The following is a 19,619-nucleotide window of genomic DNA, read 5'->3' as shown; positions in this document are numbered from 1 at the left end:
CCCGGCAGGTCTTGGAGTTACCCGGCGCCGACGCGAGCAGGACAGAATCAGCAGATGATCACGATGTACGCCTGGCCGAGCACGGCCGACGGGCCCGACGCCCTCCCCATGGTCCACTTCACCACCGACCAGCAGGCCGGTGACGAGGTCACCGAAGACGGCTCGCCCGTCTGGCTGTTCGACACCGCGATACGCGAGGGCGGCTGGTCCCCCTTCGAGGACTTCGAGGGCTGGTCCGCGCCCGCCGAGGGATGGCAGGCCTTCTACCGCCGCGAGGACGACCTCCTCGCCGTCACCGGGCCCGCCTCCTGCGAAGGCTGGTACCAGGGCCGTCTCGGCGCCGACCCCGCCTGGGTGGAGGCCGCCGCCGCCCAGCAGGGCGTCGTGCTCCTCGCCGCCCCCGTCCAGCACCCCGACCTCTACGCCTACGCCGTGGAAGCGGGCGCCGGCTTCGCCCTCCTCGTCCCCCTCACGGTGATCTGACCTACCGTCCGGCCCCCTCGAACTCCAGCAGCCGCACCTTGCGCTCGATGCCGCCGCCGTAGCCCGTCATGCCGCCCGAGGCGCCGATCACGCGGTGGCAGGGCACGATGATGCCGACCGGGTTCTTCCCGTTGGCCAGGCCCACCGCGCGCGAGGCGTTCGGCTTGCCCAGCTCCGCCGCGAGCCGCCCGTACGACCAGGTCTCGCCGTACGGGATCCGTACGAGCTGCTCCCAGACGCTGCGCTGGAACGCGGTGCCCTCCAGCCGGACCGGGACGGTGAACTCCTTCAGCTCGCCGGCGAAGTACGCGCTCAGCTGGCGCCGCACCTCGGGGAAGGGCTCCTCGCCGTCCGCGACCCGCTCGCCGAAGGTCTCCTCGGCCGGGCGGTGCCGCTGGCCGGTCATGTACAGGCCGCTGAGGATCCCGTCGGTGGCGACCAGCGTCAGCGGGCCGTAGGGGCTGTCGACGACGGTGTGCTGCTTGCTGCTCATGGCTGTGCTCCTCAGACGGGCAGGTGGTTGACGGCGTGGGCCTCGGTGGCCCACAGGTACTGGACGGCGTAGGCCCGCCACGGCCGCCACAGCGCCGCCCGGGACGTCAGCGCGGCCGGAGTGGACGGCAGCCCGAGTCCCCGGGCCGCCCGCCGCACCCCCAGGTCGGACGGCAGGAACGCGTCCGGGTCGCCCAGTGCCCGCATCGCGATGATCTCGGTGGTCCACGGCCCGAACCCGGGCAGGGCGTTCAGCTGGGCCCGGGCGGCCTCCCAGTCGCTGTCGATGCCGAGCGGCAGCGAGCCGTCCGCCAGGGCCGCGACCAGCGTGGTGAGCGTCGTCCGGCGGCTGCGCGGCATCGACAGCGCCTCCGGGTCGAGGGCGGCCAGGGCCTCGGGGGACGGGAACAGGTGCGTCAGCCCGCCGTGCGGGTCCTGTACGGGCTCCCCGTACGCGGTCACCAGCCGGGCCGCGTGCGTCCGCGCCGCGGCGGTGGACACCTGCTGGCCGAGCACCGCCCGTACGGCGAACTCCGCCGCGTCGACCGTACGCGGCACCCGGCGCCCGGGTGCCTTGTCCACCAGCGGGGCCAGCAGCGGGTCGGCGCGCAGCTGCCCGTCCACGGCCTCCGGGTCGGCGTCCAGGTCGAGCATCCACCGGCAGCGGCTGATCGCGATGGTCAGGTCCCGCAGGTCGGTCAGGGCCAGCCGGCAGGCGATGTGGTCGGGCCCGGGGGCCAGGGCCACCACCCCCGTGCCGTACGGGAGCCGCAGGGTGCGCCGGTAGGCGCCGTCGCGCCACTCCTCGACCCCGGGCACGGCGGTCGCGGCGAGGTGCCCGAAGAGGTTGTCCGGGTTGAGCGGAGCCCGGTACGGCAGGCGCAGGCTGATCGTCCCCGGGATCCGCGGCTGGTCCTCCCTGCGCCCCGCGGCCCGGCCGGCCCGGAAGCGCAGCTCGCTGGGGGAGAGCGCGAAGACCTCCCGGACGGTGTCGTTGAAGGTGCGGATCGAGGAGAACCCGGAGGCGAAGGCGACGTCGCCCATCGGCAGCTCGGAGGTTTCGATCAGCAGCCGGGCCGTCTGCGCCCGCTGCGCCCGGGCCAGGGCCAGGGGACCGGCCCCTAGCTCGGCCAGGAGCTGGCGCTCCACCTGCCGGGTCGAGTAGCCGAGCCGGGTGGCGAGGCCGGGTACGCCCTCGCGGTCGACGACGCCGTCCTGGATCAGCCGTACGGCCCGGGCGACGGAGTCGGCGCGGGCGTTCCACTCGGGGGAGCCGGGGCTGGTGTCGGGGCGGCAGCGCTTGCAGGCCCGGTAGCCGGCCTGCTGGCAGGCGGCGGCGCTGGGCAGGAAGCTCATGTTCTGCACCTTGGGCGGTACGGCCGGGCAGCTGGGCCGGCAGTAGATCCCCGTGGTGCGGACGGCGGTGAAGAACCAGCCGTCGAAGCGGGCGTCCTTCGACTGCACGGCCCGCACGCAGCGGTCGGTATCGGTGTACATGGCTCCAGGATCCCGATCCCGGACCCTCCGGGCTGGCGGTTTTCCGACATCAAGGCTATCCCGCCGGGGCCCGGACGGGCGGCCCTCGCCCGGGGCCCGGCAGGCCCCGGGACGCGCGAAGGCCCCGGGGCCAAGGGCACCCGGGGCCTTCGTCGTGTCGCGTCGAGCGGCCGCGCTACGGGAGCTGCGCCGCCCGTGCCTCGCGCCGGTTGTGCCGGAAGGTGTTGGCCCTCCGGGTCGTCGCGAACAGCGGGATCGTCGCGGCCAGCGCGATCTGGAGCGCGCAGCCGGCCTGGAGCAGTACCTCGCCGCCCGGGGCGTCGAACGCCCAGGCCGCCAGGAGACCCATCGCCCCGACGATCCAGCTGAGCATCGCCGCCGCGAGGATGCCCCGCGGCTTCGGGTACTCGACCCGGCTCACCATGAGCCAGGCCACACCGATGATCGCGAGGAGCGTCGGGATGAACGGCAGCTCCAGCAGCACGACCGAGACGACCGTGAGCGCGCCGAAGGGGCTCGGCATGCCCTGGAACATGCCGTCCTTCATCGTCACGCAGCTGAATCTCGCCAGCCTGAGCACCACGGCCAGCAGCACCACGATCGCGGCCAGCGCGGACATCTTCTGGTGCGCGTCGTCGGCGACCATGCCGTAGACGAGCACGAAGTACGCGGGCGCCAGACCGAAGCTGATCAGGTCGGACAGGTTGTCCAGCTCGGCGCCCATCGGCGAGCTGCGCAGCTTGCGGGCCACGATGCCGTCGAAGAGGTCGAAGACCGCGGCGAGCAGCATCAGTATCACTGCCGTCGCGGCGCTGTGCCGGGCCATGCCCGACTCTCCGCTGCCGGTGAGGTGCGGGATGAGGATTCCGGTGGTGGTGAAGTACACCGCCATGAATCCGCAGGTCGCGTTGCCGAGGGTGAGGGTGTCCGCTATCGACAGCCGCAGCGAGAGCGGCATGTCGTCCTCGGCGGACTCCTCCTCGGCCGACTCCGGCACCCAGCCGGTGGCGGGAGTCTCAGGGTCAGTCACGGTCAATTCGGGTCACCCCCGCGGTGGTGGCCTGACCGACCTCGACCGCGACCTCGACGCCCTCGGGGAGGTAGATGTCGACGCGCGAGCCGAAACGGATCAGACCGATGCGTTCGCCCTGCTCCACCTTGGTGCCGGCCGGCAGGTACGGGACGATGCGCCGGGCGACGGCGCCGGCGATCTGCACCATTTCGATGTCGCCCAGTTCGGTGTCGAAGTGCCAGACAACGCGCTCGTTGTTCTCGCTCTCCTTGTTGAACGCCGGGACGAACCCGCCGGGGACGTGCTCCACGGACGTGACCGTGCCCGCGAGGGGCGCGCGGTTGACGTGGACGTTCAGCGGGCTCATGAAGATCGCGACGCGGGTCCGCCCGTCCTTCCACGGCATGATGCTCTGCACCACACCGTCGGCGGGCGAGATGACGCGGCCCTGCGTGATCTCACGCTCGGGGTCGCGGAAGAACCACAGCATGCCCGCCGCGAGCGCGGTGGCGGGCACGGCCGCCGCGGCCCAGCGTCCGGACTTGCGGGCCCGGGTCAGGCTGAGCGCCGCGGTGGCGACGGTCGGCAGAAGCCACGGCGATGCTCCGCGAGCGATACGTCCACCGAGGAGGCCGACGCGAGGTGCAGAGGTTTGGCTGTGGGGCATGGATGACCTTCGTAGCGGGTGATTGCCGCGCCGTAAACGGGGGGACGGGACGGCGGCTTTACTGGAATGCTATCGGTTGCGCGCAACAACTGGGCAAGCCAGAAGCCGAGTCGATGGCCGCCGTCCAGTCACTGGCTGTGATCCCGTCGCGAAGGATCGTTGGATGATCCGCCGCAAAAGGGACTTTCAGCCCTGGAGCCGGTACTCCTCGAGCAGGCGTCGCCCGATGATCATTTTCTGGATCTCGGCGGTACCTTCACCGATCAGCAGCATCGGAGCCTCCCGGTAGAGGCGCTCGATCTCGTACTCCTTCGAGAACCCGTAGCCGCCATGGATACGGAAGGCGTCCTCGACGACCTCCTTGCAGTATTCGGAGGCGAGGTACTTCGCCATCCCTGCTTCGAGGTCGTTTCGTTCCCCGGAGTCCTTTTTGCGTGCTGCATTGACCATCATCGCATGGGCGGCTTCGACCTTGGTAGCCATCTCGGCCAGCTTGAACTGGATGGCCTGGTGCTCAGCGATCGCCTTGCCGAAAGTGTGACGTTGCTGGGCATAGGAGACACCCAGCTCGAACGCACGCTGTGCGACGCCACAGCCACGTGCCGCCACGTTCACCCGGCCGACCTCGACGCCGTCCATCATTTGGTAAAACCCTCGGCCGGTCTGGCCTCCGAGCACACGATTGGCCGGAATGCGCAGTCCGTCCATGATGAGCTCGGTCGTGTCGACACCCTTGTAGCCCATCTTGTCGATCTTGCCGGGGATGGTCAGGCCCGGACGGACCTCACCGAAGCCCGGCTCCTTCTCGACGAGGAACGTGGTCATCGACTTGTGGGGGGCCGTGCCCTCGGGGTGTCCTTCGTCACTTCGGACCAGAACGGCCACCAGCGTCGAGGTCCCGCCGTTCGTCAGCCACATCTTCTGGCCGTTCAGGACGTACTCGTCACCGTCCTTTACCGCCTTGGACGTGATGGCCGACACATCGGAGCCCAGGGCCGGCTCGGACATCGAGAACGCGCCGCGCACCTCGCCCAGCGCCATCCGGGGCAGGAAGTGGTCCTTCTGCTCCTGGGTGCCGTGCTGCTTGAGCATGTACGCCACGATGAAGTGGGTGTTGATGATGCCCGAGACGGACATCCAGCCCCGCGCTATCTCCTCCACGCACAGCGCGTAGGTGAGGAGCGACTCACCCAGGCCGCCGTACTCCTCGGGGATCATCAGGCCGAAGAGGCCGAGCTCCTTGAGGCCGTCGACGATGTCCTGCGGGTACTCGTCGCGGTGCTCCAGCTGGGTCGCGACCGGGATGATCTCCTTGTCGACGAACTCCCGGACGGTCTTCAGGATCTCCCGCTGGACGTCCGTCAGCCCGGCGGTCTGGGCGAGTCGGGCCATGGCTACTTCCCCTGTTCCTTCAGCGTGGGGCGGCCGGGCTGCTCGCCGCCGCGCTCCTTGATGTACGTCTCGGTCGGGACCATCACCTTGCGCCGGAAGACGCAGACGAGGGTGCCGTCCTGCTTGTAGCCCTTCGTCTCCACGTAGACGATGCCGCGGTCGTCCTTCGACTTCGACGGGGTCTTGTCGAGGACCGTGGTCTCGCCGTAGAGCGTGTCGCCGTGGAAGGTCGGCGCCACGTGCCGCAGCGACTCGATCTCCAGGTTGGCGATGGCCTTCCCGGAGACGTCCGGCACGGACATGCCCAGCAGCAGCGAGTAGATGTAGTTGCCCACCACCACGTTCTTGCCGAAGTCCGTGGTGTTCTCGGCGTAGTTGCTGTCCATGTGGAGCGGGTGGTGGTTCATGGTCAGCAGACAGAAGAGGTGGTCGTCGTACTCCGTGACCGTCTTCCCGGGCCAGTGCTTGTAGACCGCCCCGACCTCGAACTCTTCGTACGTGCGTCCGAACTGCATGGCCCTACGCCTCCGGGATCTCGAACTTGCTGGTGCGCTGCATGCCGGCCGCGCGGCCCTTGCCCGCGATGACCAGCGCCATCTTGCGGCTCGCCTCGTCGATCATCTCGTCACCGAGCATCGCGGAGCCCTTCTTGCCGCCGGCCTCGGAGGTGCACCAGTCGTACGCGTCGAGGATCAGCTCGGCGTGGTCGTAGTCCTCCTGCGAGGGGGAGAAGACCTCGTTGGCGGCGTCGACCTGACCGGGGTGCAGCACCCACTTGCCGTCGAAGCCGAGGGCCGCGGCGCGCCCGGCCACCTCGCGGTAGCCGTCCACGTTCTTGATCTGGAGGAAGGGGCCGTCGATCGCCTGGAGGTCGTGCGTACGGGCCGCCATCAGGATGCGCATCAGGATGTAGTGGTAGGCGTCGGCGCCGTAACCGGGCGGCTGCATGCCCACGACCAGGGACTTCATGTTGATCGAGGCCATGAAGTCGGCCGGGCCGAAGATGATGGTCTCCAGGCGCGGGGAGGCGCCCGCGATGGCGTCGACGTTCACCAGGCCCTTGGCGTTCTCGATCTGCGCCTCGATGCCGATTTTGCCGACCTCGAAGCCCATGGTCTTCTCGATCTGGGTGAGCAGGAGGTCGAGCGCCACGATCTGCTGGGCGTCCTGGACCTTCGGGAGCATGATGCAGTCGAGGTTCTGGCCGGCGCCCTCGACGACCGTGATGACGTCGCGGTAGGTCCAGTGGGTGGTCCAGTCGTTGACGCGCACGACGCGGGTCTTGCCGGTCCAGTCGCCGTTGTTCAGCGCGTCCACGATGGTGTGGCGGGCGCCTTCCTTGGCGAGCGGGGCGCAGGCGTCCTCCAGGTCCAGGAAGACCTGGTCGGCGGGCAGGCCCTGGGCCTTCTCCAGGAAGCGCGGGTTCGAACCCGGCACCGCGAGGCAGGAGCGGCGCGGCCGCAGCCGGTTCACCGGGGAAGAGGGCGTGGTCATGCGGGGACCTCCGTGCTTTCGAGAGAGCTGAGCTTGTTGGCCTTGCGGATCTCGTCGACGATACGGCCGATGATCTCCGTGATGCCGAAGTCCTTCGGCGTGAACACGGCGGCGACGCCGGCCGCCTTCAGTGTCACCGCGTCGGCATTCGGAATGATGCCGCCCACGATGACGGGGATGTCGCCCGCCCCCGCCAGACGCAGCCGTTCCAGCACGTCGGGGACGAGCGCGCAGTGCGAACCGGACAGGATGGACAGTCCCACGCAGTGCACGTCCTCGGCCAGCGCCGCGGAGGAGATCTCCTCGGGCGTCAGCCGGATGCCCTGGTAGACCACCTCGAAGCCCGCGTCACGGGCCCGGACGGCGATCTGCTCGGCGCCGTTGGAGTGGCCGTCCAGACCGGGCTTGCCGACCAGCAGCCGCAGCCGGCCGGAGCCCAGCTCCTCGGCCGTACGGGCGACCTTCTCGCGGACGAGGGCCATCGGCGTGCCCTCCTCGGCGGTGACCGCGACCGGGGCCGAGGACACGCCCGTCGGGGCGCGGAACTCGCCGAACACCTCGCGCAGGGCGCTCGCCCACTCGCCGGTGGTGACACCGGCCCGGGCGCACTCCAGGGTGGCTTCCATCAGGTTCTCGGTGCCCGCCGCGGCCTCCTTGAGGCGGTCCAGGGCCTGCCGGGTGGTCGGGAAGACGAACGGGTCGCCGTTGCCCTGCCGCTCCGAGGACTCCTCCCGCTCGGCCCGCCAGCGCACGATCCGCTCGACCGTCAGCGCCTCCACCGCGCCGTCGACCGTCATGATGGCGCCGTCCAGGTCGGCGGTGAGCGGGTTCTCCTCCGTCTGCTGGAAGCAGTTCACGCCGACGATCTTGTCCTCGCCGGCCTCGATCCGGGCCCGCCGCTCGGCGTGCGAGGAGACCAGCTGCGACTTCAGGTAGCCGGACTCGACGGCGGCCATCGCGCCGCCCATCTCCTGGATCCGGTCGATCTCGGCCAGGCACTCGGTCACCAGGGACTCGACCTTGGCCTCGATGACGTGCGAGCCCGCGAAGATGTCCTCGTACTCCAGCAGGTCGCTCTCGTGCGCCAGGACCTGCTGGATGCGCAGCGACCACTGCTGGTCCCAGGGCCGGGGCAGGCCCAGCGCCTCGTTCCAGGCGGGAAGCTGCACGGCGCGGGCGCGGGCGTCCTTGGAGAGGGTGACGGCCAGCATCTCCAGCACGATGCGCTGGACGTTGTTCTCGGGCTGCGCCTCGGTCAGGCCCAGGGAGTTGACCTGGACGCCGTAGCGGAAGCGCCGCTGCTTCTCGTTCTCGATGCCGTAGCGCTCGCGGGTGACCTTGTCCCAGATGCGGCCGAAGGCGCGCATCTTGCACATCTCCTCGATGAAGCGGACGCCCGCGTTCACGAAGAAGGAGATCCGGGCGACGACCTCGCCGAAGCGCTCCTCGGGCACCTGCCCGGAGTCGCGCACCGAGTCCAGGACGGCGATCGCGGTGGACATCGCGTACGAGATCTCCTGGACCGGGGTGGCCCCGGCCTCCTGGAGGTGGTACGAGCAGATGTTGATCGGGTTCCACTTGGGGATGTGGTTGACCGTGTACGCGATCATGTCCGTCGTCAGGCGGAGCGAGGGCCCGGGCGGGAAGACGTGCGTCCCGCGCGAGAGGTACTCCTTGACGATGTCGTTCTGGGTGGTGCCCTGGAGCAGGGAGACGTCCGCCCCCTGCTCCTCGGCGGCCACCTGGTAGAGCGCCAGCAGCCACATCGCGGTGGCGTTGATCGTCATCGAGGTGTTCATCTGCTCCAGGGGTATGTCCTGGAACAGCCGCCGCATGTCACCCAGATGGGAGACGGGGACCCCGACCCGGCCCACCTCGCCGCGGGCGAGGATGTGGTCGGGGTCGTAGCCCGTCTGGGTCGGCAGGTCGAAGGCGACCGACAGGCCGGTCTGGCCCTTGGCGAGGTTGCGGCGGTACAGCTCGTTGGACGCCTCGGCCGTGGAGTGGCCGGCGTACGTCCGCATGAGCCACGGACGGTCCTTCTGGCGCTCTGTCATCTCAGGCGATCCTTATTGGCCCTTGAGCCGACTCAGATGTTGCGGAAGCGGTTGATGGCTTCGAGGTGGGTGGCGCGGAGCTCGTGGTCGCGGACACCCAGGCCCTCCTCTGGGGCCAGGGCGAGGACGCCGACCTTGCCCTGGTGGAGGTTGCGGTGGACGTCGTAGGCGGCCTGGCCCGTCTCCTCCAGGGAGTAGACCTTGGAGAGGGTGGGGTGGATCTTGCCCTTGGCGATGAGGCGGTTGGCCTCCCACGCCTCGCGGTAGTTCGCGAAGTGCGAGCCGATGATGCGCTTGAGCGACATCCACAGGTAGCGGTTGTCGTACTCGTGCATGTAGCCCGAGGTCGAGGCGCAGGTGGTGATGGTGCCGCCCTTGCGGGTGACGTAGACGCTCGCGCCGAAGGTCTCGCGGCCGGGGTGCTCGAAGACGATGTCGATGTCCTCGCCGCCGGTCAGCTCGCGGATGCGCTTGCCGAAGCGCTTCCACTCCTTCGGGTCCTGGGTGTGCTCGTCCTTCCAGAACTTGTAGCCCTCGGCGTTGCGGTCGATGACCGCGGTGGCGCCCATCGCCCGGCAGATGTCCGCCTTCTCGGGGCTGGAGACCACGCAGATCGGGTTGGCTCCGCCGGCCAGCGCGAACTGGGTGGCGTAGCTGCCGAGGCCGCCGCTCGCGCCCCAGATCAGGACGTTGTCGCCCTGCTTCATGCCGGCGCCGTTGCGGGAGACCAGCTGGCGGTAGGCGGTGGAGTTGACCAGGCCGGGGGAGGCGGCCTCCTCCCAGCTGAGGTGGTCCGGCTTGGGCATCAGCTGGTTCGACTTGACCAGTGCGATCTCCGCGAGGCCGCCGAAGTTGGTCTCGAAGCCCCAGATGCGCTGCTCGGGGTCGAGCATCGTGTCGTTGTGGCCGTCGGAGGACTCCAGCTCGACCGAGAGGCAGTGCGCGACGACCTCGTCGCCCGGGTGCCAGGCGTTGACGCCGGGGCCGGTGCGCAGGACGACGCCCGCCAGGTCGGAGCCGATGACGTGGTACGGGAGGTCGTGGCGCTTGGAGAGCTCCGACAGGCGTCCGTAGCGCTCCAGGAAGCTGAAGGTGGAGACCGGCTCGAAGATCGAGGTCCAGACCGAGTTGTAGTTGACCGAGGAGGCCATGACGGCCACCAGGGCCTCGCCCGGGCCCAGTTCGGGAACCGGGACCTGGTCCAGGTGCAGGGACTTCCGCGGGTCCTTCTCGCGGGTCGTGAGCCCCGCGAACATCTCCGTCTCGTCCTTGTGCACGGTGATCGCGCGGTAGGAGTCGGGCAGCGGCAGCGCCGCGAAGTCTGCGGCGGTGGCGGACTGCGACTGAATCGCGTCCAGGATGTCCTTCACGGTATTGCCTCCGGCGAGCGCTGGTGAGGGTGCGCTGAGGGATACGCGGTGCGCGTGTGCGTGTGGTGTGGGTGGTGCGTGTGCCGTCGGTCCGGCGATGCGGTGGTGCTGGACCGCCCGTGGTGAGGCGGCCGGGGCCTGGTGACGCAGGCATCCGGGGCGCGTTCCGTGCCGAGTGGGCGTGGGCCGCGGGGACATCCGGACGAGATTCAACGTATGGCACCCCGTGTCACTCAGCAAGGCACCGCGTGCCAAAACTTTCTCTCATTTGCCGATTGACCTGCGCAGATGAGCGATGATCGATCAGAGTTACCCGCGAGTAGGGGCAAGTTGGACATACGAAAGCGGCCGCCCCCGGAACCGGGAGCGGCCGCTGTGACGAGCGTCGCCTATTGGTGCTTCCGCACGCGCCTACTTGTTCTTCAGGGCCTCTTCGATGGTCCGCATGACCTCGTCCAGCGGAGCGTCGGTCCGGGCCACCGCGACCAGCACCTGCCCCTCGGTGCGCACCGCCGCCCGCGCCGGGGCCGGCGCGTCCGCGGTGCGGCCCGCTCCGATCCCGGAGCCGAAGGTCTTGCGCACGATCGAGAAGGCGTGGTCCAGCTGCGCCTCCACGTCGCCCTGCCCGCCGGCCCGCAGCCAGCGCCGCAGCACGTGGTTGTGCGCGGTCACGACCGCCGAGGCCGCGACCTCGGCCAGCAGCGGGTCGTCGTTGCCGTCGTGGTGGTCCTGCTCGTCGAAGTGGGCCAGCAGGTAGCGCGTGAACAGCCGCTCGTAGCGGGCCACCGAGGCGATCTCCCGCTCGCGCAGCGCCGGTACCTCGCGGGTCAGCCGGTAGCGCTCCACCGACACCGCGGGGGACGCGGCGTACATCTTCATGACTTCCTTGATCCCTCGGCACACTGTGTCGAGCGGGTGCTCGTGCGCCGGGGCCACGTCCAGGACCGCCTCGGCGCGGGTCAGGGTGTCGTCGTGGTCCGGGAAGATCGCCTCTTCCTTGGAGCGGAAGTGCCGGAAGAACGTCCGGCGGGCCACCCCGGCGGTCGCGGCGATCTCGTCGACCGTCGTGGCCTCGTACCCCTTGGTCGCGAACAGCTCCATGGCCGCCGTGGCGAGCTCCCGGCGCATTTTGAGCCGCTGGGCTGCCGCCCGGGTGCCGGCCGCGCTCTCCGGGGCGTCGGAGGCGGAGGTGGCGCGGGGTGAGGTCTTGGCGGGCTGGGACATAGAGCGAAAGTACTTCATTCGCGCAGGGGAGCGCGCCTGCGGGGGGTGGGAGGGGGAGGGATGCGGGGGAGGGCCCGCACTGGGCTCGGGAGGGTATGTCCGCCGTGAGGGTCCGGCGGACCCGAGCAGCCCTCCCCACGCATCCTGCTCAGGGCCCGGCCGGTTACCGGCGGGCGTACTCACGGAATCCGCGGCCGGTCTTCCGGCCCAGGCAGCCCGCCGCCACCAGGTGCTCCAGCAGCGGGGACGGCGCCAGGCCCGGATCGCGGAACTCCTGGTGGAGGACCTTCTCGATGGCGAGCGACACGTCCAGGCCGACCACGTCGAGGAGCTCGAAGGGCCCCATCGGGTAGCCCCCGCCCAGCTTCATCGCGGCGTCGATCTCGTCGATCCCCGCGTAGTGCTGCTCGACCATCTTGATCGCGTTGTTGAGGTACGGGAACAGCAGGGCGTTCACGATGAAGCCCGCCCGGTCCCCGCAGTCCACGGGGTGCTTGCGCACCTTGGTGCAGACCTCGCGGACGGTGGCGTGCACGTCGTCGGCCGTCAGGACCGTCCGGACCACCTCGACCAGCTTCATCGCGGGAGCCGGGTTGAAGAAGTGCATCCCGATCACGTCCTGGGGCCGCGACGTAGCACGCGCCACGGCGATGACCGGGAGCGAGGAGGTAGTGGTGGCCAGCACCGCGCCCGGCTTGCAGACCTTGTCGAGGCCCGCGAACAGCTCCTGCTTGACCGCGAGGTCCTCGGCCACGGCCTCCACGGCCAGGTCCACCTCGGCGAAGGCGTCCAGCGAACCGGCCGGGGTGATCCGCTCCAGGGTCTGCGCCGCGCCCTCCTCGGTCAGTCGGCCCTTGGACACCGCACGGCCCAGGGACTTCCCGATCGCGGCCTTGGCGGCCTCCGCCTTCTCCTGGCTGCGGGCCGCCAGCACCACGTCGTAGCCGGCCTGCGCGAAGACCTGGGCGATGCCGCCGGCCATGGTCCCCGAACCGGCCACGCCGACCGAGGAGACCGGCCGGCCCGCGCCGAGCAGCGACCCGTCCGGCGGGGTCTGGAGGTCACGCACGATCACCGGGCTGCCCGGAGCCTCGTACGTGTAGAAGCCGCGGCCCGCCTTCTGCCCGGTCAGGCCGGCCTCGGCGAGGTGGCCGAGGATGGGGGCCGGGGCGTGCAGCCGGTCGCCGGAGGAGGCGTACATGGCCTCCAGCACGGTCCGCGCGGTGTCCACGCCGACCAGGTCGAGCAGGGCGAGCGGCCCCATCGGCAGCCCGCAGCCGAGCCGCATCGCCGCGTCGATGTCCTCGCGGGAGGCGTACTTGGCCTCGAACATGGCGGCGGCCTGGTTGAGGTAGCCGAAGAGCAGGCCGTCGGCGACGAATCCGGGCCGGTCCCCGACCGCCACGGGCTCCTTGCCGAGCTCGCGGGCCAGTTCGGTGACCGCCTCGACGGCCGGCGGCGCGGTGAGCACGCAGGAGACGATCTCGACGAGCTTCATCGCGGGCGCCGGGTTGAAGAAGTGCAGGCCCAGCACGCGCTCCGGGTGCAGGGACTCGGCGGCGAGCCGGGTCACCGACAGGGCGTTGGTGCCGGTGGCCAGGACCGCGTCGGGCCGCACGATCGCGTCGAGCTCGCAGAACAGCCGGTGCTTGAGCTCGTAGTCCTCCGGGACGACCTCGATGACGAGGTCGGCGTCGGCGGCCGCGGCGAGGTCGGTGAAGGTGCGGAACCGGGCGAGGACGCCCTCGCGCTCCTGCTCGGTGATCCGCTCCCGGGTGACGGAGCGGGCCGTGGCGGAGGCGAGGGAGGCGGTGGCCCGGCGGGCGGCGGCCTCGCTGACGTCGATGCCGATGACCTCGCGGCCGGCCCGGGCGAGGACCTCGGCGATACCGGTGCCCATGGTGCCGAGGCCGACGACGGCGATGGTCTGGAGGGTGGACTGACTGGACGTGGACGGACGGTCCATCGCGGGACTCCAGTGGAAGAGGGTGACGACTGAGGGTGCCGACGCGCGCTGCACGGCGCGCGTGGATTCCGTACGGAGGAACCGTGCGGGAGGGGCCCGGAGGGAAGCGCCCGGAGAGAGGGAGGGCGCGGCGGGCGGGAACGGCGTGGCCCTGTCCCGGGGCCGCGCCGTGCGTGAAAGGTCGAACCGACTGGCACGGGGCGGCTGCGTCACCAGGCCGTTCCCGTACGTGTGGAAGTGACTGTAACCCGCCGGTAACTGGTCCGCCAGAGTGCGGAGATGTGACCTGTACCGCCCAAATGTACCGATCATCGATCATCGATCAACGAGGTCCGCGGAACCCGCGGTGCGCGGCTCCCCGCCCCCCTAGGGTGGGCCGGGTGAACGACGTGCTGGAGCGCCTGCGGGCCGAGTCGACCGGATCACCCGAGTACGAGGAACTGCTCGCGGCGGGCCCCGACGCCCTGGCCGCCTCCCTGACTTCGGCGGGCCTGCCCCTGTGGGCCCGCGAACTGGCCGCCTACCGGCTGGGACTGGCCGGCGACCGCCGTGCCTTCGAGCCGCTCGTGCTGCTGCTCAACCACCGGGACCCGCCCCGCTGCGAGGCCGCCGCCCGGGCCCTCGCCGTACTGGGGGACCCCCGCACCGCCCGCGCGGCGGCCGCCCTGGCGACCAACTCCCTGCGCACCGCCTACGCCCTGCACCCCGTGCGCCTGCTGGCCGCGCTGCGGGCGCCCGAGTCGGCCCCGGCCCTGATCGCCACCCTGTCCCGGCTGCTCGCGCCGCACGACCCCTACTGGCGGGTGGCGCTCGCCTGCGTGGAGGGGCTGGGGGCGCTCGCCGACGGCCGGGCCCGGGACGTGCTGGTCCGCGCCCAGTCCCACCCCCGGCTGGCGGTGGCGGCGACCGATGCCCTGGGCCGGCTGATGGCCGGACACCCGGACGCCTGAACGCCCGGGCCGCCACCGGGGCCGCCGGCCGTGACGGAGCCCTCCCGCCCCGCCGCCGGGCTCAGTCCCTGACGGGGACGATCGCGAACGCCTCGACCTCCAGCAGGAGTTCCGGCCGGAACAGGGCAGCGACCTGCACCGCCGAGGAGGCCGGCAGCCGGTCCGCGGCGATCACCTCGTCGCGGGCCGCCCGCACGGCCGGCAGGTGGGCCACGTCCGTGACGAAGTAGGTCAGCTTCACCACGTCCTCGAAGCCCGCCCCGGCCGCCGCCAGGCAGCGCCGCAGGTTCTCGAAGACCTGCCGGGCCTGGGCGGCGGCGTCGCCCTCGCCGACCACCTCGCCCTTCTCGTCGAAGGCGCACTGCCCGGAGACCGCCACGAACCGCCCGGTTCCCCAGACGACGTGGCTGTATCCGGTGCCGGGGCTCACGCCCTCCGGAGCGGCGATGCGGGTGAGGTGGTCGCGGTCGTGCGTCGGTGTGCTCATGGCGATGATCTTGCCCCGGAGGGCATCAGCGGCGGAAGCCCAGCAGTCCGTGCAGGGCGGCTCCACCCGCGGACGGCGGGACGGCACGGGTCGCCGCGGCCGGAGTCGGGTCCGCCGGGGCCGGGCAGGACGCGTCGGCGGCCGCCCCCGTCCTCAGGTACGCGGCGAGCTTCTCGTCCAGGCACTTGTTGCCGCTGAGGGCGATGCCGTGGTTGCCGCCGCCCTCCTCCACCACCAGCGCCGCGCCCTTCAGCTTCTCCCGCATGCTCACCGCGCCGCCGAACGGGGTCGCCGCGTCCTCCGTCGCCTGGAACAGCAGCGCGGGCGGCAACTCGGAGTTGGTGACGTCGGGGGCCCGCAGCGGCTCCGTCGGCCAGAACGCGCAGGGCGCGTTGTACCAGGCGTTGTTCCAGGTCATGAAGGGCGCCTTCGCGTGCGTGCTCCACATGTCGGCGCGCCAGGCGTTCCAGTCCTTCGGCCAGGCCGAGTCCCGGCACTGCACCGCCGTGTACACGCTGTAGCCGTTGCCCGCCGACGGCTCCACCGCGCCGAGCCGCTCGTACGCCGCCACCAGCGGCTTCGGGTCCTCCTTCAGCACGTACGCCGCGAAGGCCTGGGCGAGGTACGGCCAGTAGCCGTTGTAGTAGCCGCCCGGCATGTAGGTGTCCTCCAGCTCGGCCGGCCCCACCTTCCCGCCCGCCGGGGTCCCGCGCAGGGAGTCCCGCATCCCGTACCAGAGCTTCTCGACCCGCGCCGGGTCGGTGCCCAGCCCGTACGTGGCGTCGTACTTCGCGACCCAGGCCAGGAAGGCCTTGTGACGGGCGTCGAAGGCCTGGTCCTGGGCGAGGTTGTCCTCGTACCAGACCCCGGCCGGGTCGACCACGGAGTCCAGGACGAGCCGGTGCACCCGGTCCGGGTGGAGGCGCGCGTACACCGCGCCGAGGTAGGTCCCGTACGAGTAGCCGAAGTAGCTGAGCCGCTGCGCGCCCAGGGCCGTGCGCAGCACCTCCAGGTCGCGGGCGGCGGAGACGGTGCCCACGTGCGGGAGCACGTCCGCGTGCTTGGCGCGGCAGGACTCGGCGAAGGCGCGGACCCGCTCCAGGTTGGCGCGCTCGGTCGCCGGGTCGAGCGGAACGGAGTCCGGCCGTACCGGGCTGAAGTGGCCCGCGGCGCAGTCCAGGGCGGGCTCGCTCTTGCCCACGCCCCGGGGGTCGAAGCCGATCACGTCGTACTGGGCGGCGACGTCCTTGGGCAGGGCGGAGGCGACGAACCCGGCCAGGGCGCGGCCGCTGCCGCCGGGGCCGCCGGGGTTCACCAGCAGCGGGCCCTGGGAGGTGGCCGCGGTGTGCGGCACCCGGGTCAGCGCCAGGGAGATCTGCCGCCCGGCGGGCCGGTCGTGGTCGAGGGGGACCGGGAGGGAGGCGCACTGCAGCGTCGGGTGGCGGGGGGTCGCGCAGCCGGTCCAGCGCAGCGCCGCACTGCCGGGCGCGGCGGCGGCCGGGGCGGCGGGGTCCGCGGGGGCCGCCGTGACGGGGCTCGTCAGGACGGCGGCGACGGCGGAGATCGACAGCAGGACGGCGGCGCGCTTCTTCGCGGCGGTGCGCTTCTTCGAGGGGTGGAGCATGGGGCCTCCCAGCCGAGGGTTCTGGGCGGAATCGTCCCGGAAACCCGGCCCGGAAAGCGGGATTGGGCCGTCCATTGGCCCGAAGTGATGAGCCTTCGGGGTCAGGCGCCGGTCACAGCAGGGTGAGCTGCGTCGGCGCGGCCGCCGCGGGCCCGGCCGCCCCCGCGGCCGGTTCCCCGGCCGGGCCGGCCCGGCGGAAGGACGGGCGCCCGTTCGGGCCGATGCCGAATTCGGCCGCCAGCCGGTGGACTTGACGGGTGATCTGGCGCTGGTACCAGGTCGGCGCGTACGAGCCGCCCGCGTACATCCGTTCGTACCGTTCGACCAGGTGGGGGTGGTGCTCGCCCAGCCAGGCCGTGAACCACTCGCGCGCCCCGGGCCGCAGATGGAGTACCAGGGGTGTCACGGACGTGGCCCCGGACTCCGCGACGGCCCGGACGGTCTCCCGCAGCTGCTCCGGGGAGTCGCCGAGGAAGGGGATCACCGGGGCCATGAGCACCCCGCACTCGATGCCCGCGTCGGTCAGGGCCCGTACGGCGTGCAGGCGCGCGGCGGGGGAGGGCGTGCCGGGCTCCACGGTCCGCCACAGGCCGGGGTCGGTGAAGCCGACGGAGACGGATATCCCGACGTCGGTGACCTCGGCCGCCTCCCGGAGCAGGGGGAGGTCGCGCAGGATCAGCGTGCCCTTGGTGAGGATGGAGAAGGGGTTCGCGTGGTCCCGCAGCGCCTCGATGATCCCCGGCATCAGCCGGTAGCGGCCCTCCGCGCGCTGGTAGCAGTCGACGTTGGTGCCCATTGCGATGTGCGCGCCGGTCCACCGCCGCGAGCCGAGTTCGCGGCGCAGCAGCTCGGGGGCGTTGGTCTTGACGACGATCTGCGAGTCGAAGCCGAGGCCGGTGTCGAGGTCGAGGTAGGCGTGGGTCCTGCGGGCGAAGCAGTAGACGCAGGCGTGGCTGCAGCCGCGGTACGGGTTGACCGTCCATTCGAACGGCATGCGCGAGGCGCCGGGCACCTTGTTGACGATCGACCGGGCCCGGACCTCGTGGAAGGTGATCCCCCGGAACTCGGGGGTGTCGACGGTGCGGGTCACGACGGCGTCCGCGCCGAAGAGCGCGGCGGGGCCGGTGGCCCGCGTGCCCCCGGTTCCGTCGGTGTCGTCGGCGTGGTCGGTCAGGCTGTCCCAGCGCATCGGCGCCTCCCTCGGTAGCTCTGGACCCGAGAATAGAACAAGTGTTCCCATGATCGTGCGGACCGGCGGGTCCGGCCCGCCCGGGCGGTGAGCGGGCGGAGCGGATTTGGGCGGCCGGGCCGGAGGTGGTTGGCTTCGCCGTGACGAGCGATCACAACTGCTGGAGGAACAGGTATGGCGCAGGTCGAGGCCACCACGGAGCGGATCATCGGGGCCGACGCGGAGACCGTGTTCGACGCGCTGGCGGACTACAGCGGCACCCGCGGCAAGATGCTCCCCGAGCACTTCAGCGAGTACGAGGTCCGCGAGGGCGGCGACGGCGAGGGCACCCTGGTCCACTGGAAGCTCCAGGCCACCAGCAAGCGCGTACGGGACTGCCTGCTGGAGGTCACCGAGCCCACGGACGGCCAGCTGGTGGAGAAGGACCGCAACTCCTCCATGGTCACCACCTGGACCGTCACCCCGGCCGGCGAGGGCAAGTCCAAGGTCGTCGTCAGCACCGTCTGGAACGGCGCCGGCGGCATCGGCGGCTTCTTCGAGCGCACCTTCGCCCCCAAGGGACTCGGCCGCATCTACGACACCCTCCTGGACAACCTGGCCCGGGAAGTAGAGGGCTGAGCAAGGCCGTTGCCCCCGCCGCCCCGCGCCCGCGCGTGCGGCGGCTCACCGGTTCGGGTGGAATTCCGGCGGCCCGCCAGCCGCCGGAACCCCGCCGCGGTCCGCCCGGAACCCGAACGCCGGAACCCGCCGCCGGCCCCGTCCGCGAGGCGCCCCCAAGCGGCCGCCGGGACCCGCGGTGCGCCGCGCGGGCCGTTCCACGGCGAACGCCCGGACACCCCCTAGGCTGGGCCTCCTGCGACCCGACCCACCGGGGGGCCCGATGAAGATCCTCATCTCCGCCGACATGGAGGGCGCCACCGGCGTCACCTGGCCCGAGGACGTCCTGCCCGGCACGTCCCCGTGGGAACGCTGCCGCGCCCTGTTCACCTCCGACGTGAACGCCGCCGTACTCGGCTTCTACGACGGCGGCGCCGACCGGGTCCTCGTCAACGAGGCCCACTGGACGATGCGCAACCTGCTGCTGGAGAAGCTCGACGCCCGCGCCGAACTCCTCACCGGCCGCCACAAGACCCTCTCCATGGTCGAGGGCGTCCAGCACGGCGACGTCGACGGCATCGCCTTCGTCGGCTACCACACCGGCGCCGGAACCGAGGGCGTCCTCGCCCACACCTACCTCGCCAACTCCATCACCGGGGTCTGGCTGAACGGTCTGCGCGCCAGCGAGGGCCTGCTCAACGCCCACGTCGTCGCCGAGTACGGGGTCCCCGTCGTCCTCGTCACCGGCGACGACCTGACCTGCCGCGACGCCGCCGGCTACGCCCCGGACGCGCGCACGGTCGCCGTGAAGGACCACGTGTCGCGCTACGCGGCCGTGTGCCGCACCCCCGCCCGCACCGCCGCCGACATCCGGGCCGCCGCCACCGGGGCCGCGAAGCTCGCCGTCCGGCACGAGCCGGTGCGCGGCGGCCCCTTCACGGTCGAGGTGGAGTTCGACGCGACGCACCTGTCACTGGCCGCCACCGTGGTTCCCGGCGTCGAACGTTCGGGCGAACGCCGGATCGCGTACACCAGCGGGACCATGTACGAGGGGATCCGGACCTTCAAGGCGGTCACGACGGTCGTCTCGGCGGCCGTGGAGGAGCAGTATGGCTGAC

The 19,619-nt window shown here is 71.4% G+C and carries 18 protein-coding genes; 4 read left to right on the top strand and 14 right to left on the bottom strand.

Annotated features, from left to right (window positions below):
- Positions 1–54 precede the first annotated feature (54 nt).
- Complete coding sequence (locus tag AC07B0_RS28675; RefSeq protein ID WP_356881043.1) at positions 55–483, top strand: hypothetical protein; 429 nt, start codon at positions 55–57, stop codon at positions 481–483.
- 1 nt (position 484) lies between these two features.
- Here AC07B0_RS28675 and AC07B0_RS28670 read toward each other — a convergent pair whose 3' ends face one another.
- From AC07B0_RS28670 to AC07B0_RS28620, 11 genes are all read right to left on the bottom strand, one after another.
- Positions 485–976: a methylated-DNA--[protein]-cysteine S-methyltransferase gene (locus AC07B0_RS28670; protein ID WP_356881045.1), complete on the bottom strand. Its 492-nt coding sequence runs from the start codon at positions 974–976 to the stop codon at positions 485–487.
- An 11-nt stretch (positions 977–987) separates the two neighbouring features.
- Positions 988–2,472, bottom strand: a complete 1,485-nt coding sequence (locus tag AC07B0_RS28665; RefSeq protein WP_478899199.1) for an AlkA N-terminal domain-containing protein — start codon at positions 2,470–2,472, stop codon at positions 988–990.
- 175 nt (positions 2,473–2,647) lie between these two features.
- On the bottom strand, positions 2,648–3,508 hold the full coding sequence (gene pssA / locus AC07B0_RS28660; protein ID WP_467293173.1) for a CDP-diacylglycerol--serine O-phosphatidyltransferase: 861 nt from the start codon (positions 3,506–3,508) through the stop codon (positions 2,648–2,650).
- Complete coding sequence (locus AC07B0_RS28655) at positions 3,495–4,151, bottom strand: phosphatidylserine decarboxylase (RefSeq protein WP_356881049.1); 657 nt, start codon at positions 4,149–4,151, stop codon at positions 3,495–3,497. Before AC07B0_RS28655 ends, pssA begins: the two co-directional genes overlap by 14 nt.
- Positions 4,152–4,337: 186 nt before the next feature.
- Positions 4,338–5,543, bottom strand: coding sequence for an acyl-CoA dehydrogenase family protein (locus AC07B0_RS28650; RefSeq protein ID WP_267720682.1), 1,206 nt, complete (start codon positions 5,541–5,543; stop codon positions 4,338–4,340).
- Between the two features lie 2 nt (positions 5,544–5,545).
- Positions 5,546–6,058, bottom strand: coding sequence for a MaoC family dehydratase (locus tag AC07B0_RS28645; RefSeq protein WP_073909130.1), 513 nt, complete (start codon positions 6,056–6,058; stop codon positions 5,546–5,548).
- 4 nt (positions 6,059–6,062) lie between these two features.
- Positions 6,063–7,037, bottom strand: a complete 975-nt coding sequence (locus AC07B0_RS28640; RefSeq protein ID WP_453433369.1) for an HpcH/HpaI aldolase/citrate lyase family protein — start codon at positions 7,035–7,037, stop codon at positions 6,063–6,065.
- The gene (locus AC07B0_RS28635) at positions 7,034–9,094 is read right to left on the bottom strand and encodes a protein meaA (protein WP_356881054.1); all 2,061 of its coding nucleotides are present in this window, start codon (positions 9,092–9,094) and stop codon (positions 7,034–7,036) included. The genes AC07B0_RS28640 and AC07B0_RS28635 overlap by 4 nt, the downstream gene beginning before the upstream one ends.
- A gap of 32 nt (positions 9,095–9,126) precedes the next feature.
- Positions 9,127–10,464 carry a crotonyl-CoA carboxylase/reductase gene (gene ccrA, locus AC07B0_RS28630; protein ID WP_356881056.1) on the bottom strand — a complete coding sequence of 446 codons (1,338 nt, stop codon included), beginning with the start codon at positions 10,462–10,464 and terminating at the stop codon, positions 9,127–9,129.
- Between the two features lie 411 nt (positions 10,465–10,875).
- A complete protein-coding gene (locus AC07B0_RS28625; protein ID WP_356881058.1) occupies positions 10,876–11,688 on the bottom strand; it encodes a TetR family transcriptional regulator in 813 nt (270 codons plus the stop codon).
- Positions 11,689–11,851: 163 nt separating this feature from the next.
- Positions 11,852–13,654, bottom strand: coding sequence for a 3-hydroxyacyl-CoA dehydrogenase family protein (locus AC07B0_RS28620; protein ID WP_356881060.1), 1,803 nt, complete (start codon positions 13,652–13,654; stop codon positions 11,852–11,854).
- Positions 13,655–14,034: 380 nt separating this feature from the next.
- Here AC07B0_RS28620 and AC07B0_RS28615 point away from each other — a divergent pair, with 380 nt between their 5' ends.
- Positions 14,035–14,604 carry a HEAT repeat domain-containing protein gene (locus AC07B0_RS28615; protein ID WP_356881062.1) on the top strand — a complete coding sequence of 190 codons (570 nt, stop codon included), beginning with the start codon at positions 14,035–14,037 and terminating at the stop codon, positions 14,602–14,604.
- 61 nt (positions 14,605–14,665) lie between these two features.
- Here AC07B0_RS28615 and AC07B0_RS28610 read toward each other — a convergent pair whose 3' ends face one another.
- From AC07B0_RS28610 to AC07B0_RS28600, 3 genes are all read right to left on the bottom strand, one after another.
- Positions 14,666–15,091: a RidA family protein gene (locus AC07B0_RS28610; protein ID WP_356881064.1), complete on the bottom strand. Its 426-nt coding sequence runs from the start codon at positions 15,089–15,091 to the stop codon at positions 14,666–14,668.
- A gap of 25 nt (positions 15,092–15,116) precedes the next feature.
- The gene (locus AC07B0_RS28605; RefSeq protein WP_478899198.1) at positions 15,117–16,715 is read right to left on the bottom strand and encodes an alpha/beta hydrolase; all 1,599 of its coding nucleotides are present in this window, start codon (positions 16,713–16,715) and stop codon (positions 15,117–15,119) included.
- Positions 16,716–16,827: 112 nt separating this feature from the next.
- Positions 16,828–17,904 carry an Rv2578c family radical SAM protein gene (locus tag AC07B0_RS28600; protein ID WP_469382285.1) on the bottom strand — a complete coding sequence of 359 codons (1,077 nt, stop codon included), beginning with the start codon at positions 17,902–17,904 and terminating at the stop codon, positions 16,828–16,830.
- 174 nt (positions 17,905–18,078) lie between these two features.
- On the opposite strand from AC07B0_RS28600, the gene AC07B0_RS28595 reads away from it, so the two are divergent.
- Together AC07B0_RS28595 and AC07B0_RS28590 are read left to right on the top strand one after the other, a co-directional pair.
- Entirely contained in the window at positions 18,079–18,522 is a 444-nt protein-coding gene (locus AC07B0_RS28595; protein WP_356881070.1) for an SRPBCC family protein, read from the top strand.
- A 262-nt stretch (positions 18,523–18,784) separates the two neighbouring features.
- Complete coding sequence (locus AC07B0_RS28590; RefSeq protein ID WP_356881072.1) at positions 18,785–19,618, top strand: M55 family metallopeptidase; 834 nt, start codon at positions 18,785–18,787, stop codon at positions 19,616–19,618.
- The last annotated feature ends 1 nt before the right edge of the window (position 19,619 follow it).

It is taken from the genome of Streptomyces sp. NPDC044704 (assembly GCF_056433525.1).
This window is presented reverse-complemented; position numbering and strand designations above follow the sequence as displayed.